The organism is Facklamia sp. 7083-14-GEN3, assembly GCF_024742075.1.
Taxonomy (GTDB): Bacteria; Bacillota; Bacilli; order Lactobacillales; family Aerococcaceae; genus Facklamia.
The window spans coordinates 240,256-256,144 of record NZ_JANSGD010000001.1; the positions used below are offsets into that span (position 1 = coordinate 240,256).

Below are 15,889 nucleotides of genomic sequence, written 5' to 3' on the forward strand. Positions count from 1 at the left end.
TTATCTCTGAAAAAATTGAGTCAACCTCTTTGCAAAAAGTGAAATTTGTGATATTGTGAACACATACACATAACTAACTATATGGAGGTTTAATTATGAACGCAATTTTAGGTAAATTTGTTGAAGATGGATTATTTAATGAGAAAGTAGCAAACGCAATTGAAGAGGCTTTTGCAGAAAAATCTTCAGTAATTATTGCTGGCCACCGCTCAACTGGATCTCGTCCTTTAATGGCTAACATTATGCAATTAGCTAAAAAGACTCATGATTCTGTTCAAGTTCGTAAAGCAGAAGATCTAGAAAAAGAAGGCGACTATTATTTAATTTTCGGAGCGCCAGCTGACCAAGTAGAAGGTTTAGTTGAAGCAGCGTTGAAAAAAGGTAAAGCAATCGTTACATTAAAAGAACCTGAAACACCAATCTCTATTATGAAGGTTATGAAATCAGTTCTTAAAGAAACTGAAGGTTTTGATCATAAAGCTTTACAAGTTTCACTTCGTAAAGACGGTGTAGGAGCAGACGCAACACCTTTCACTGACCGTGTCGACTTATACTATGTTAATGAAAAAGGCCGTGTTAAATCTGAAAAAGTTGATTTCTAATCAAAATTTTAAATCAAGCAGCACAAGTCATACTTGTGCTGCTTTTATTATGAAATCTAATAAATCCAATCCTTTGATTACTGAAAATAATAATTAAAAAGGATATAATAGGACTATCATAAAAGGAAGCGGGGAGATATAAATGATAGATAAACAAAAAATGAATGAATTAGAAATATGTGGTGGATGAAACGCTAAGATTGGACCAGGCAGTTTGTCTGAAATTTTAGGGGGATTACCCAAGCAATTTGATGCCAATTTATTAGTAGGTTATGATTCTAGTGATGATGCGGCAGTTTATCAGGTCTCACCAGATGTTGCAGTGATTCAAACAACAGATTTCTTCCCTTCAATGGTCAAAGATCCGTATATTTTTGGTCAAATATCAGCAACCAATGCTTTATCTGATGTTTATTCAATGGGAGGAAAAGTGATTACGGCACTCAACATAGTAGCTTATCCTGATAACAGTCAATCGCTCGAAAATTTAGCTGAAATTCTACGTGGCGGAGCTGAAAAGGTCTTAGAAGCTGGAGGAGTTCTAGCTGGAGGACATACAATTCGTCAATCAACACCATTATATGGTTTAGCAGTCGCTGGAATCGTTCATCCTGATAAAATAATTACCAACAATGGTGCAAAAGCTGGCGATGCTATTATTGCAACAAAAAAATTAGGAGTGGGAATCGTAACAACTGCACATAACAAGGGATTAATTGATGAAAAGGCTTTTGATGAAGCAATTGAATCTATGACAACATTGAATAAGTATGCGGCTGAAGTCATGCTGGATTATCAAGCTACCGCATGTACAGATATTACTGGTTTCGGTATTTTAGGTCATTTGATTGAGATGTGTGATGATCAGTTGACGGCTGAAATAATTGCCGATAAAATACCAATTATTGAAGGTGCTTACCAAGCTGCTAAAGAAAATTTAACAACGGGTGGTGCCAAACGTAACCGTGGGCATTATGCCAAGGATATTGATTTTCAAATAAAAGATGCCGCCATGGAGGAAGTTTTATTTGATCCACAGACTTCAGGAGGCTTATTAATTACGGTTCCTGAAGAAAAATTAGAGGCCATCTTAGCTGCTTATAAAGAAAAATCAATTCAAGCGGCTCATATTGGTTATATGGTTGATAAAAAAGACAAGTCAATTGTGGTAAAATAACCTGAGTTTAGGAGGAATTAATTTGACTGATTATATCGTTGTCATTGCAAGTGATAAACTAGGAGAAGGCAATAATGATTTAGGCCGAACTTTAATGAAATCATTTGTTAGCGTATTAGCCCAAGAAGAGGAACTACCAAAAGAAATTTTATTATATAATGGCGGAGTAACTTTAGCGGCAGAAGGGGCTGATACCGTCGAAGATTTACAAACACTCCTTGATAAAGGGGTTGCAGTTAAAGCTTGTGGAACTTGTGTTTCATTCTATGAATTAAAAGACAAGCTTGCAGTCGGTGAGGAAACCAATATGCGCTATATTCTTGAACAATTAAGATCTTATGACCGAGTTGTAAGACCTTAGTTAGTCAATATGAAAGGAATTAGTTAATGAAAAATGTCGTTTTAGGAACGGCAGGCCATATTGATCATGGAAAGACCACGCTCATCAAAGCCTTAACGGGTATCGAAACTGATACTTCTAAGGAAGAGAAGCAGCGTGGCCTTTCTATCAATTTAGGCTTTGCTTATATTGATTTAAATAATGGGGAACGTGTCGGGATAGTAGATGTTCCCGGACACGAAAAGTTTATTAAAAACATGTTAGCTGGTGCAGCTGGTATTGATTTGGTAATGCTAGTGATTGATGTAAATGAAGGCATAATGCCGCAAACCAAAGAACACGTTTCTGTCCTTAATTTGTTAGGAATCGAAGATTTTATCATTGTTTTAACAAAAGTAGCCGAGGTAGATGAAGAGCTTAAATTGCTGGTTTACGAAGATATTCGTGAACAATTTGAAGGTACTCCATTGGAAGAGGCACCTATAGTTGAAACAGACGCGATTTCAGGCATTGGTATTGAAGAATTGAAGGATTTATTGACTGAGAAAGTTGAGAAGATTCATCGAGATAACGAATCCTTGCCAGCACGCTTAAATGTTGATCGTGCCTTTTCTGTAAAGGGATTTGGGACTGTCGTAACAGGGACTTTGATTGATGGATCTATTCGTGTAGGTGACGATTTAACGATCTATCCATCGGGTATACCGACTCGAATTCGTACGATTCAAATTCATGAACAAGATCAAGAGGTGGCTCATGCCGGAAACCGGACTGCTATTAACTTAACAAAGGTTGATCTTGATCAAATTGGTCGTGGCGATGTCCTAAGTGCAGCGCCATTAGAGTCTTCTTATATGTTGGATACCAAAGTGCACTGTCTTAAGGATGCTGGTCAACCGATGGAACTTTGGGACAGGGTACATGTACATATTGGAACGCGTGAAGTCATAGGTAGACTTGTACCCTTAGGTGTTGAAAATGTTCAACCAGGACAGACAGCATTCATGCAGCTACGTTTAGAAGAAGAAATTGCTGTTAAGAAAGGTGATCGTTTTATTTTAAGAAATTATTCGCCTGTGATAACGATTGGAGGGGGCGAGGTCCTCGATCCGACCCCTAAGAAACATAAGCGTTACAATCAAGATGTCATTGAGTCATTAGAAGTACTAGAATCAGGCACCATGTCAGATGTGTTATTAGACTTTTTATCTCATCGTTCTGCTGGTTTTACATCTATCAAAGAAATGGCTGATTATCTTAATGAAGAGATGCGTACGATTGAAGGCTATGTCAAAGAGATGGTCGAAGCAGGTGATCTAATGAAATTCGGCCAGTTCTATATGGCTCAAATTTCATTTGATGCCATTCAAAAAGAAATGGAAGAGACATTATCAGAATTTCACCAAGTAAATAATATGATTGCTGGTATGTCCTTAGAAGAATTCCGTTCTCGCTTCAATAAGATCGCACCTAAGGAGCTAAATGCCATCATTCAAACGATAGTTGCTCAGGGACGATTTGTGATTGAGGGTGATTTAATCCGTCTAGCTGATCACTCAATTGCAATTACGCCAGCTCAAGCAAAAGCAAGAAAGGCTATTGAAGCAAAATTAGCTGAAAATCCATTCGCACCGCCACTTTTTGAAGAAGTGGTTGGTAAGGACAAAACTATGCGTGAAGTTTATATGTTGATGCGCAAGCAAAACGAATTTTATCGTTTGGATAAGCAAACAGAGATTCACGTTTCTTACTATAACCAAGCGCTCAAAATGTTAAGAGATTTTCTTGAAGAAAAAGATTCAATTGCCTTGGCAGATTTTAGAAATCTTTTAGGAACCAGTCGTAAATACACTCTCTTACTTTTAGAGGATTTCGATAAGCGTGGCATAACCACCAGAAATGACGATGTGCGTGTAATGAATCCTAAGTATCTGCAAAAGATTGAGGAGGCTTTCATGTAATGAAAAATTTATTATCATCACTACCAAAAGTTGATAGAGTTTTGCAAGATGAACGTATTAAAAAATGGACCGAAAAATTAGATGCAACTTATGTTAAAGAAAGTATTCAAAACCAAATTGATCATATCCGTCAAGGAGTCTTAAATGGCGAGATTACAGAGATTAGCTCTTTAGAGTTCGAAAGTGTGATCAATCTGATTGAAGAGGCTTTAGCTAAAAGGCTGAATCCCTCACTAAAACCTGTAATTAATGCCACTGGTACAGTCTTACATACTAATTTAGGCCGAGCACCTTTGTCTCAAACAGTTATTGAGGCTTTAGTTGATTTAGGCCCCAACTATTCTAACTTAGAGTATGATTTAGAAGCAGGCAAACGCGGCTCTAGATACAATCACCTAAAAGATGTCTTGAAACAAATAACAGGTGCAGAAGATGCATTAGTGGTTAATAACAATGCTGCAGCTGTACTGTTAATGCTTTCGGCTTTAACAGAAGCCAAAGAAGTGGTCATATCTCGTGGTGAGTTGGTAGAAATAGGAGGTTCATTTAGAATTCCTGATGTGATAACCCGCGGAGGAGCTCTTCTTCATGAAGTGGGAGCCACTAATAAAACACATATTAGTGATTATGAAGCTGCTATTAATGAAGAGACTGGTGCTTTATTAAGAGTTCATACATCTAATTATCATTTAGTTGGTTTTACTGAAAAGGTGGATGATCAAGAATTAGTAGATTTGGCTCATAAAAATAAGCTTCTTGCATTAAACGATTTAGGTTCAGGCTTATTTATAGATATGCAAAGCTTTGGTCTACCTTATGAACCAACGGTTCAAGAAGCCATTCAAGCAGGGTATGATGTGGTAACCTTTTCTGGTGATAAACTATTAGGCGGACCTCAAGCAGGCATAATAGTAGGAAAAAAAGAGTTATTAGACAAGATGCGTGCTCATCCATTGACTCGGGCCTTGAGAACTGACAAGCTAACGCTCGCAGCCTTGGAAGTGACGATGCGTCAATATTTAAATCCAGATTTAGCCTTTAGTAAAATACCAGTCTTACAAATGATTAGTCAAAATCATGAACAATTACTTAAAAAAGCTCAAAAATTCCAACAAACCATTGATGAGTTAGGCGCATCTTGGCAAGTAGAATTGGTAGACGGACAATCGCAAGTAGGGGGAGGCTCTTACCCTGGAGCAACACTTCCAACTATCTTGGTTCAAATTCAACACCAAAAGATACCAACAGCTCATATTGAATCCTATTTAAGAAGTCAGGATAAACCAGTTATTGCACGTGTGCAGCAAAATCATGTTCAATTTGATGTTCGGACACTTTCCACAGCAGATATGGAGCAAATCATTCTTTATTTAAAACAATTGTAAAAAAAGATAAAGCTTAAGCTTTATCTTTTTTTTCTTCAAATAAGAAGTTTATATAATGAAATTGTTTATCGATTAAACGTTCCCAGGAGTATTCCATTATTAAATCATATATGTGAGGATCTATGGCTTGGTGTGATTGTAATCGATCCATTTGTAAAATAATAGATTGACTTAAGTTGGCGATAAACTCTGGAATATCTTCACGATGAGCTTTGTCTTGGTCTATAATACGGGGAAGTGGAACATATTCAATCCATTGGGATTGGTTTATCTCATTGTTCAAGTAATTTTTTAATGGAGCTAGGTCGGACACAACCGCACGTAAACCACAAGCCATGGCTTCTAAGCAAACAGTAGCTAGGCCTTCATAATAAGAAGGTAATACAAATATATCCGATTGTTTCATCCATTTTGCTAATTCGAATTGAGGAAGTGCTGAAAGAAAATGAATATCTTCTATTCCATGAGAAGAGACTATTGTTTTTAATTCTTTAAGTTCAGTAGAGTCGCCATTACCGATTAGAAATAGTTTGCTTTGAGGAGACTTTTTTTTGACTTGTTCAAAAGCTAGAAGCAATTCAAATACACCTTTAGATCGAGTAATTTTACCAGCATACATTATTTTTTTTGAAGAATGCTTTAATTTTTGAGAATTTTCTAAATTAAAAATTGAAGAATTAAAGCCATTACCGATTACTTTTATTTTGTTTGCATCAATATTAAACTCATTGATTAAATTATCACGGTCATCTTTAGTCAAGGAAAAAATTAAAGCAAAACGATTCATATTACCAAGATATCTATTTTTTAGATGAGGGTGTCGTCTTGCTTGACGAATATCAGTTCCATGACTGATACCAATTACTGGTATTTTAGGAAAAATATCCAGGACTAAAGAAGATAAATACCAGAGATGATGCGTTAAAATAATATCAGGTTGGAATTCTTTTTTGGCTTTAATTAGTCTTTTAATAAAAGCTTGCTGCCATTGTTTCGTTTGTTGATCGGATAATTGAGAATATATAGAACTTTGATAAGGCATACTATCTGACATACCAACGATTGAAAAAGGGAGTTCATTTGATTCAAAATGAACTGGATAACAATAATCATTTTGCAAGATTTCTTTAAAAGGGGGTTGAGTGGCGTAGATAACACCATTATCTACCCCTTTGGTTTTTAAGCCATTGAGCAAATTATGAAAATAAACGCCAGAACCTGTTTGAGCAGGTAACTGCGCTAATACATGTAAAACTTTCATAAAACAAACCTCCTAAAACATATTGTTATTATAACTTAAAAAATGTAGAGATGCCTGGATAACATTTTATTTATTATAATTTTATATAATTCTACAAACGTTGGTAATATAGTTTTTTCGGAAGTATAAATAAAATAAAATTGATAAAAGCGCAATCATTTATAATTAGATTTGACAAATAAATTAACGGGGGTTATACTACATGCATAGTAGTGATATATTGTTGTTGCGAACAATTTTATTTCGAAATTCTTAGGAGGTAACATTATGTCAATGGATAATAAAAAATTATTGATCATTGGAGACCGTGACGGTATTCCAGGACAAGCAATCGAAGCTAGTTTAGAAGGTAAACCAGTTGAGATTTTAATGTCATCAACAGAGTGCTTCGTTTGAACGGCTGCAGGTGCCATGGATTTGGAAAACCAACGTCGTATTAAAGAAGCTGCTGAAAAACACGGTGCAGAAAATCTTGTTGTAATCTTAGGTGGGGCTGAAGCGGAATCTGCTGGTCTAGCAGCTGAAACAGTTACCAACGGAGACCCAACTTATGCGGGTGCATTAACAAACACACCTCTAGGTTTAGCTGTATACCATGCAACTGAACCTGAGTTCAAAGAATACGCTGATCCAGACATTTACGATGAACAAATCGGAATGATGGAAATGGTATTAGATGTTGATTCAATCGCTGAAGAAATGAAATCAATTCGCGATCAATTTTCTAAATATTCAGTATAATTTAAAAATTATATCTAAAAGGAGGGCCAGTAAAAGCATTTTGCTTATGCTGGCTTTTTTATTCAGAGAGTTCCAAGGCTTGCTTTTTTAACAGATATGTGAAATAATATACAATATAAACTAACCATAAAAAAGGAGAATGCAAATGACTCTTCCAGTAATTAAAGGTGCAGCTTACACTTTAGCTCATACACCTAATATGTTAATTCATAATGGTACTACTCAAACAACTGAGCGTATCACTACTCCAGATTCTGAATACCTTAAGAATCTAGATAAACATTTACGTAGTTATGAAGAGGTTTTAACTGACCCCAATAACCAAACATATATTAACAACATGCATTATTCTGAATTGAAAAAGATTGAAGAACCACGTTTCAAAACAAAAGCTGAAGGTGGACGTTATTCTAAACGTGGCGAAATTATGCCAGAAATCGAATTCTACGGTTTACTTTCAATCGTTGACGTATTTGACTTAGTATATCTTGAAGAAGGATTTGCTGCTAAAGTAAAAGAAATTATGGCAGAAAATGATATTTTCAAAGATGACGTAGATAAGATTAAAAATACTGAGTCAGCTGAATGGTTACAAAAACATATCGATGAGTATGAAGCTGAAGGATTATATTATGAGGGCGAATTAGTCGGCGTGGTTTCACGTGCTCATGATATTGACCCTAACTTAAATGCTCATATTATGTTAGAAAACTTAGTAAATAAGGCTTCAGGTGTTTTATCTCTTCGTCACTTATTACGTGATACAGAAGATATTAATGCTGAAGACATTGAATATGTAATTGAAGCTTCAGAAGAAGCAATTGGTGATATGAACCAACGTGGTGGCGGTAACATGGCTAAAGCTATTGCCGAACTATGTGGTCTTACAAACGCTTCAGGTTCAGACTTACGTGCTTTCTGTGGGGCACCAACTCACGCATTAATCAGTGCAGCTTCTCTAGTTAGAGCAGGAACTTATAAGGCTGTGGCAGTTGTTGCTGGTGGCTCTACTGCAAAATTAGGTATGAATGGTAAATCTCACTATGAAAAAGATATGCCTTTATTAGAAGACTCTGTAGCTGGTGTAGCTTACTTAATTTCTCAAAATGACGGAAAGAGCCCAGTTATCCGTACAGATGTTACTGGACGTCATACTGTTTCTTCTGGTTCTTCACCTCAAGCTGTCATGACTGCATTAGTCGGAGATCCTTTAGATAAAGCAGGCTTAACTATTCCAGATGTTGATATTTTCTCTGTTGAAATGCAAAATCCAGATATTACTAAATCTGCTGGTGCTGGTGATGTACCAACTGCTAACCTTAAAATGATTGGTGCTGTTGGTGTTCTTCGTAAAGAACTAGAACGTGCTGACTTAGCAAACTTTGTAGCAGAAAAAGGAATCCCTGGTTGGGCACCAACTCAAGGACATATTCCTTCAGGAGCTCCTTACTTAGGTTTTGCTTATGACGACATGACTACAGATTCCGGTATTAACCGTGCAATGATTGTTGGTAAAGGTTCATTGTTCTTAGGTCGTATGACAAACTTGTTCGATGGTGTATCTGTAATTATTGAACGTAACTCAGGAGAAGTTGAAACGGCTGTTGATGGAGACTTGAAAGAAGTTGTTAAAGCAGAAGTTGCAAAAGCTTTACGTCAATTTGCTGAAAACTTTTCATCAGAAGAAGAATAGGGGTGAGCAATACGCATGTCTAACCAAGTGAATCAAGCAATTAAAGATGTTTTAAACGAATTAGCTCATACGTTAGAGAGCGGTCAAGTTGGACCATCAATTAAGATTGGTCTAACCATCAATGGCTCTGAACTAGGGTTTGATGTTATGCGTGAAGCAGCTGCTCTTGCTAAATCAGAAGGTTTATTTGAAGTTGTTCTAATTGGTGAAAAATTAGATTGGACTGAAGAATACGAACATTATGAAGCTAATGATGAATCAGCGGTTGAAAAAACTCTTGAAAAATTATTAAATGATGGAACTATTCATGGTGCAGTGACACTTCACCATACTTTCCCAATTGGTGTATCAACAGTAGGTCGTGTTATCTCTCCTGCTCTAGGGCGTGAAATGTTTATCGCAACTACAACTGGTACAACTGCAACTGTACGTACAGAAGCTATGGTATTAAATGCTATTAATGGTATTGCTGTAGCTAAAGCTAAAGGAATTCAAAATCCAACTGTTGGAATTGTGAACGTTGACGGAGCTAATACTGTTGAACGTGCTTTAAGACAATTGCAAGAAAAAGGGTATAATATCACATTTGGCGAATCTGCTCGTTCAGATGGTGGAGTTGTATTACGTGGTAATGACTTGTTATTAGGTTCTGCAGACGTAATGGTTTGTGATTCATTAACAGGAAATATCTTAATGAAGTTATTCGGCTCATATACTTCAGGCGGTACTTATGAAACAACTGGTTTTGGTTATGGACCTGGTGTAGGTGATGGATACGATCATATTATTAATATTGTATCTCGTGCTTCAGGTGCGCCAGTTATCGCCAATGCTTTAAAATATGCTTTCCAAATGGCTAAAGGAAATTTAGTTTCCGTAGCTAAGCAGGAATATGAAGCTGCTAAAAAAGCAGGTCTTAAGGATGTTCGTGAAGGACTTCAACCAAAAGCTGCTGTTGTTGAAGAAGAAGTTAAAGCACCAGCTAAAGAAGTAGTTACAGCTCAGATCAATGGTATTGATGTATTAGACCTTGAAGATGCTGTAAAAGCTTTATGGAAAGAAGGAATTTACGCTGAATCAGGAATGGGATGTTCAGGTCCTATTGTAATGATTAGCGGCGCGAATGCTAAGAAAGCTAATGAAATTGTTAAAGAAAAAGGTTATATGTAATTCCTTTTGAAATTAATTAAAACCCCCCCTTACTTTTAGTAGGGGGGAGTTTTTATATTAAAAGAGTAATTCTTTAAGTTTTTCTTCTAAGTATTCTTTAAGTGTTTTGCCTTCAATAAGAACAGTTTCAAAATCTGTAAAATCAATGCCGAGTTTAAAGAAATTAATTGTTAGTGTATCGCCATCAATTTTATCGACCATGTCGTAAGCAGGTACAAAATTAATTTTTACTTCTTCATATTTAGTATCACCTGAAAAAGTTTCTTTCATCTCATCAACATTTAAAGTCTTAACAGTAGGTAAGGTAAGTTCAACATTACCTGGATCATCAGCAAAGAATTTATTCGATTGATAGAATTCCAGTTCTTTATCACTTGCTTCATTAACAGGTTCATAGTTAATAACAGCAGATAATACTTTCCTTACAGAATTTGAATCGAACTCTTCTGTATAAATAGCTTCCATTTCCTGACGATTGGCTATATCTAAAAAGTAAGAATCAGTTAGTTTCTCACGACGAGCCGCTGTTTGCCAAAAGAAATCCATTAATTCGATGGTCTCAAAATTAATTTTAATTGTTTTTAACATTTTCATTCTCCTTAATTAATAAATTACACTTATAATTATAACAGATATGAAGATTGATTAAATAGATGATGACAGAAAAACAATATAATTTATGAAAGTAAAAAGTATAAATCTAAAGGACTTCAACCTGTTTTAAATTAATACTATTTTCACTAGCAACCGTTAGCAAGTCTTCTTTTAAATGAGGTTCGGATCTCCAAGACATGCCACAACCGGCAGAAAGTTCGCGAGGTATAATAACAAGACGGCCTTTAATATTAGCAGCTTTAAATTGAGCTTCAGCAGCTATAGCATCTGTTGTTGAATCAAATGTTAAATACAAATATTCTTTTTTAAACATATTGAACCTTCTTTCTATAAAAAATAACTATAGATTACCATCCATACTTCAGTAAATCCAATTAATAACTAATAATTATTATAACAATCTAAGTTTAAGATTACTATGTGAAGCTAAACGAGAAAATGTGATCTTGTTCACAAACTCAAAGCAGTGTTATAATCGTTTATAAGAGAAAAACCGATAAAAACTTAGAAATTAACCAAAACGGAGGAATTATGAAAAAGATTATTTTTTTAGGACACTCCATTCTATCACTTTACAAGAAAGAAAGTATAGGGGAATGGAAGATTCTAAACGTATCTAAACAAGGTATTATCGCTAAGGAGGGTCTTCAAATTGCTGAAAATATAGCTGATGATTTAATTGTCAGCGATGCTGTGCTTATTATGTTTGGAATTAATGAACTTTACTATCAAATGAAGAAGGAGACTATTATAAATTATCTAGATCAATTATTAGTTTATATAAGTAATATGAATCCTAGAATAAGAATAATCCTTTCTGAAATTATTCAGACGGATGAAACAACAAGGTTAAAACCAGAAAAGATTCTCTGGGTAAATCAAGAACTTCAAGAACTATCAAAAAAATTTCAAACAAAAATCTTAACATGGGAGCAAGTTTACAATTCCGACGGTAAAATTTCTGATCAAAATACTATTGACGGTATTCATCTATCTAAAGATGGATATACGATATTTGAAGACTGCTTACTTGAATTATTAGATAAATAGTATAGCTTAAATTACTCATGTTTTATAAGCTTATATATAAATTATTGTTTTTTAACATTATTTAATTTGTTTATTATTTCTTTATAAAAATCAGGTGATATATATATTGTACTTCCATACTTGGAAAATATACTTTATTTGGGAATTTTGTTGTAAACATTTTAAGTTTTTGTTATAATGTTCACAAGAACTAAGGAGAGTGCGGCCAATTTTTGGCTTTGTTCTTAACATTTAGAAAAGTCCGATGTTAATCGTTCTTAGTTAAATGGCAAGCACTAGCGTCTAGAGGTGAAACCATGAAAATCATATCGAACAATCCAAAAGTGAAAGAAACAATCGACCAATGTCCCATTATTTTTATAGATGGAAACTATGGAGATGTTCTTTACGAGACTAAAAATCTCATTGTAAACGAACATTATGTGTTGTTAACTCATCCACTGAGTGGTTCAATCAAGCCAAACGAAACTTTCTACAAATCAATAATTATCACTACTACTAAACAATCACAAATCGATCTAGAAAGTCTCGAGATAATTGAACAAGCCATTGCAGTGTATGAAAAATTCATTAAGGATCGAGCAACTCCAAATTGGCTGGATTCAGTCTTGGAGGATTTTGCGACAATCGATTTAGATTTAATGGAGAGTACTCTTCAGCGTATTCGTTTTTCACCAGAATTACGCTTTAACTAACTCCTGAATTTAGAAAATAACAATAGAGGTGATTGAATGAAACTTGAATTAGGAAAAATTCAAATTAACGATGTAAAGCTTGCTGATTCATCGAAAGTTGAAGGCAATGTTTTATACATCAATGAAGAAGAAATTAAAAACATCGTTTTAGAAGACGATCATATCGCTAAGGTTTCAATCGAAATTGCAAAACCTGGTGAGTCAGTACGTATTACACCTATCAAAGACGTTATCGAGCCACGTGGTAAAGTAGATTCAACATCAGAAGTTTTCCCAGGCGTTGTCAGCAAAGTTGATCGCGTTGGAGAAGGCCGTACTCATGCCTTAAAGGGTTGTGCAGTAGCTACAGTTGGTAAAATTGTAGGGTTCCAAGAAGGAATTGTTGATATGCAAGGACCTGGTGCCGAATTAACACCTTTCTCTCAATTAATTAATATCTGTCTAGTTGTAGAACCAGCTGAAGGCGTAAAAACATACGCTTATGAGCAAGCTGTTCGTGAAGCTGGATTAAAAGTAGCTAAGCACTTAGGTACATTAGCTGCTGCAACTGAACCAGACGAAGTTGTAACTTACGAAACTAAGCCATTATTGGAACAAATTTCAGAATATCCTGACCTTCCAAAAGTTGGTTATGTATACATGTTACAAACTCAAGGATTGTTACATGACACTTATGTATATGGAACTGATGCTAAACATATTGTTCCATCAATCTTATATCCTACAGAAGTAATGGACGGAGCAGTTATTTCTGGTAACTGTGTGTCTGCATGTGATAAGAACACTACTTACCACCACTTAAACAATCCAATCATTGAAGATCTTTATGAGCGTCATGGTAAAGATATCAACTTCATGGGTGTAATCATCACAAATGAAGCTGTATATTTAAATGATAAGAAACGTTCATCTGATTGGACATCTAAATTATGTTCATTCTTAGGTTTAGATGGTGTAATTGTTTCTCAAGAAGGATTTGGTAACCCAGATACTGACTTGATTATGAATACTAAGAAGATCGAAGCTGAAGGCGTTAAAACTGTAATTGTTACTGATGAGTACGCTGGACGTGATGGAGCTTCTCAAGGATTAGCAGACGCTGATAAATCTGCAAACGCAGTTGTAACAGGCGGAAATGCTAACGAAGTAGTCGTTTTACCTCCAATGGACAAAGTAATCGGAACATTAGATTATGTTGATACAATTGCCGGCGGATTTGACGGAAGCTTACGTGAAAATGGCGAAATTGAAGTTGAAATTCAAGCGATTACAGGTGCTACAAACGAATTAGGCTTCAACAAGCGCACAGCTCGTGGCGTTTAATAATTTAATAAGGAGGTAAAACCATGACAAAAAAACGTATCGTTCATTATATTAACCAATTCTACGCTGGTATCGGTGGAGAAGAAAAAGCTGATACAAAACCTTTCAAACAAGAAGGCGTTGTAGGACCAGGTGTTGGAATCAATGGTGCAATTGCTGAAAATGGAGAAATCGTTGGAACTGTAGTGTGTGGAGACTCATACTTTAACGAAAATCCAGAGGCTATTAATGAAGTAATCGAAATGATTAAATCATTCGAACCAGATTTAGTAATCACAGGACCTGCATTTAACGCTGGTCGTTACGGTGTAGCTGCTGGTGCTGTTGCAACTGCTGTTATGCAAGAATTGAATGTACCTGCTGTTGCTGGTATGTACGAAGAGAACCCAGGTGTTGACATGTATAAGAAAGTTCCTTACATTGTTAAGACTGGTAACTCTGCTGCAACAATGCGTAAAGCAATTCCTGCAATTGCAAATGTTGTTAACAAAATCTTGACAGACCAAGAATTAGATCCAACTACTGATGAATACTTTGAGCGTCACCGTAGAAACTTCTTTACAGAAGAGCGCGGATCTAAACGTGCAGTTAATATGTTAGTTAAGAAATTAGCAGGTGAAGAGTTCACTACTGAATTCCCAATGCCTGACTTTGACAATGTTGAACCAGGAAAAGCAATTAAAGACTTATCTAAAGCTAAAATTGCTATTGTTACTTCAGGTGGTATTGTTCCATTTGGTAACCCTGACCACATTGAATCATCTTCAGCATCTAAATACGGTCGTTATGACATCACTGGTGTTCAAGACCTTAAAGAAGGCGAATATGAAACTGCTCACGGTGGTTATGACCCAGTTTACGCTAACCAAGACTCAGACCGTGTTATTCCTGTAGATGTATTACGTGAAAAAGAACGCAATGGTGAAATTGGCGAATTACATAACTATTTCTACACAACGGTAGGTAATGGTACTTCAGTTGCATCCTCTAAAGCTTTTGCTTCTGAAATCGCTAAGGACTTATTAGACCACAATGTAGATGCAGTTATTCTAACCTCTACTTGAGGTACTTGTACTCGTTGCGGAGCAACAATGGTAAAAGAAATCGAAAAAACTGGTCTACCTGTAGTACACATGGCAACTGTTACACCTATCTCATTAACAGTAGGTGCTAACCGTATCGTTCCTGCAATTGCTATTCCTCACCCATTAGGTAATCCTTCATTATCAATGGAAGAAGAATACAAATTACGTACTCATTTAGTAGATAAAGCTTTGAAAGCATTAACTACTGAAGTTACAGAACAAACTGTATTTGAAGACTAATAAGCTTCAAACAAAAGATTATAAAATAATTAAACTCACTAACCTTGTGTTGGTGAGTTTTTTGCGTTAAAATTTTTTCAATATAGGAGTGATTTTATGAGAATTTTAATAGATGCGGATGCCTGTCCTGTGAAAGATGAAGCCATTAAAATAGCTTCATTTTATAAAATGAAAGCTATTATTATATCAACAATTGATCATTTTTCTAGTAAGACTTATAATTCTGATTTGGTAGAAACAATCTATATTGAACCAGGTGCAGACGCAGTTGATTATCATATCCTTTCCATAGCTAAAAAGGGTGATATTATAATTACTCAAGATTATGGATTGGCTTCTTTATTATTCTCAAAATATCGTGTGATTCATCACTCTGGAATGTTATACACTGAATATAATATAGAACAACTTTTATTCGAAAGGCATTTAGGTCAAAAAATGCGAAAAGCGGGACTAAGAACTGTAGGGCCTAATAAGTTTAGTCAAACGGATCGTAAAAAATTTATGTATAATCTTGAAAAGTTAATTGAAGATGGTGAGCAATAAATTCT

Annotated in this window: 16 protein-coding genes; 13 read left to right on the forward strand and 3 right to left on the reverse strand. The window is 35.4% G+C overall.

Annotation, left to right across the window (positions count from 1 at the left end; genetic code table 11):
- Positions 1-95: 95 nt before the first annotated feature.
- From NW240_RS01110 to selA, 5 genes are all read left to right on the forward strand, one after another.
- The gene (locus tag NW240_RS01110; protein ID WP_258435587.1) at positions 96-602 is read left to right on the forward strand and encodes a hypothetical protein; all 507 of its coding nucleotides are present in this window, start codon (positions 96-98) and stop codon (positions 600-602) included.
- Between the two features lie 199 nt (positions 603-801).
- Positions 802-1,779 carry a selenide, water dikinase SelD gene (gene selD, locus NW240_RS01115; protein ID WP_258436258.1) on the forward strand — a complete coding sequence of 326 codons (978 nt, stop codon included), beginning with the start codon at positions 802-804 and terminating at the stop codon, positions 1,777-1,779.
- Positions 1,780-1,801: 22 nt separating this feature from the next.
- Positions 1,802-2,140, forward strand: a complete 339-nt coding sequence (gene yedF / locus NW240_RS01120; protein ID WP_258435588.1) for a sulfurtransferase-like selenium metabolism protein YedF — start codon at positions 1,802-1,804, stop codon at positions 2,138-2,140.
- Positions 2,141-2,166: 26 nt separating this feature from the next.
- Entirely contained in the window at positions 2,167-4,080 is a 1,914-nt protein-coding gene (gene selB, locus NW240_RS01125; RefSeq protein WP_258435589.1) for a selenocysteine-specific translation elongation factor, read from the forward strand.
- Positions 4,080-5,465: an L-seryl-tRNA(Sec) selenium transferase gene (gene selA / locus NW240_RS01130; RefSeq protein WP_258435590.1), complete on the forward strand. Its 1,386-nt coding sequence runs from the start codon at positions 4,080-4,082 to the stop codon at positions 5,463-5,465. Before selB ends, selA begins: the two co-directional genes overlap by 1 nt.
- Before the next feature lie 13 nt (positions 5,466-5,478).
- Here selA and NW240_RS01135 read toward each other — a convergent pair whose 3' ends face one another.
- On the reverse strand, positions 5,479-6,726 hold the full coding sequence (locus NW240_RS01135) for a glycosyltransferase (RefSeq protein WP_258435591.1): 1,248 nt from the start codon (positions 6,724-6,726) through the stop codon (positions 5,479-5,481).
- Between the two features lie 267 nt (positions 6,727-6,993).
- Here NW240_RS01135 and grdA point away from each other — a divergent pair, with 267 nt between their 5' ends.
- From grdA to grdD, 3 genes are all read left to right on the forward strand, one after another.
- The gene (gene grdA / locus NW240_RS01140; RefSeq protein WP_258435592.1) at positions 6,994-7,467 is read left to right on the forward strand and encodes a glycine/sarcosine/betaine reductase complex selenoprotein A; all 474 of its coding nucleotides are present in this window, start codon (positions 6,994-6,996) and stop codon (positions 7,465-7,467) included.
- A gap of 145 nt (positions 7,468-7,612) precedes the next feature.
- Positions 7,613-9,160: a glycine/sarcosine/betaine reductase complex component C subunit beta gene (gene grdC, locus NW240_RS01145; RefSeq protein WP_258435593.1), complete on the forward strand. Its 1,548-nt coding sequence runs from the start codon at positions 7,613-7,615 to the stop codon at positions 9,158-9,160.
- A 15-nt stretch (positions 9,161-9,175) separates the two neighbouring features.
- Complete coding sequence (gene grdD, locus NW240_RS01150; RefSeq protein ID WP_258435594.1) at positions 9,176-10,330, forward strand: glycine/sarcosine/betaine reductase complex component C subunit alpha; 1,155 nt, start codon at positions 9,176-9,178, stop codon at positions 10,328-10,330.
- Positions 10,331-10,387: 57 nt separating this feature from the next.
- On the opposite strand, the gene NW240_RS01155 is transcribed toward grdD, so the two are convergent.
- Positions 10,388-10,918, reverse strand: a complete 531-nt coding sequence (locus NW240_RS01155) for a hypothetical protein (protein ID WP_258435596.1) — start codon at positions 10,916-10,918, stop codon at positions 10,388-10,390.
- A 112-nt stretch (positions 10,919-11,030) separates the two neighbouring features.
- Positions 11,031-11,258: a DUF3343 domain-containing protein gene (locus NW240_RS01160; RefSeq protein WP_258435597.1), complete on the reverse strand. Its 228-nt coding sequence runs from the start codon at positions 11,256-11,258 to the stop codon at positions 11,031-11,033.
- A 218-nt stretch (positions 11,259-11,476) separates the two neighbouring features.
- Here NW240_RS01160 and NW240_RS01165 point away from each other — a divergent pair, with 218 nt between their 5' ends.
- The 5 genes from NW240_RS01165 (at position 11,477) to NW240_RS01185 (ending at position 15,884) form a co-directional block, all read left to right on the forward strand.
- On the forward strand, positions 11,477-11,995 hold the full coding sequence (locus NW240_RS01165; protein ID WP_258435598.1) for a GDSL-type esterase/lipase family protein: 519 nt from the start codon (positions 11,477-11,479) through the stop codon (positions 11,993-11,995).
- 296 nt (positions 11,996-12,291) lie between these two features.
- Positions 12,292-12,690 (forward strand): GrdX family protein, encoded by a 399-nt coding sequence (locus NW240_RS01170; protein ID WP_258435599.1) that lies wholly within the window; start codon positions 12,292-12,294, stop codon positions 12,688-12,690.
- Between the two features lie 36 nt (positions 12,691-12,726).
- On the forward strand, positions 12,727-14,013 hold the full coding sequence (locus NW240_RS01175; RefSeq protein WP_258435600.1) for a glycine/sarcosine/betaine reductase component B subunit: 1,287 nt from the start codon (positions 12,727-12,729) through the stop codon (positions 14,011-14,013).
- Between the two features lie 23 nt (positions 14,014-14,036).
- On the forward strand, positions 14,037-15,338 hold the full coding sequence (grdB, locus tag NW240_RS01180) for a glycine reductase complex selenoprotein B (protein WP_258435601.1): 1,302 nt from the start codon (positions 14,037-14,039) through the stop codon (positions 15,336-15,338).
- A 96-nt stretch (positions 15,339-15,434) separates the two neighbouring features.
- Positions 15,435-15,884 carry a YaiI/YqxD family protein gene (locus NW240_RS01185; protein ID WP_258435602.1) on the forward strand — a complete coding sequence of 150 codons (450 nt, stop codon included), beginning with the start codon at positions 15,435-15,437 and terminating at the stop codon, positions 15,882-15,884.
- Positions 15,885-15,889: the final 5 nt, after the last annotated feature.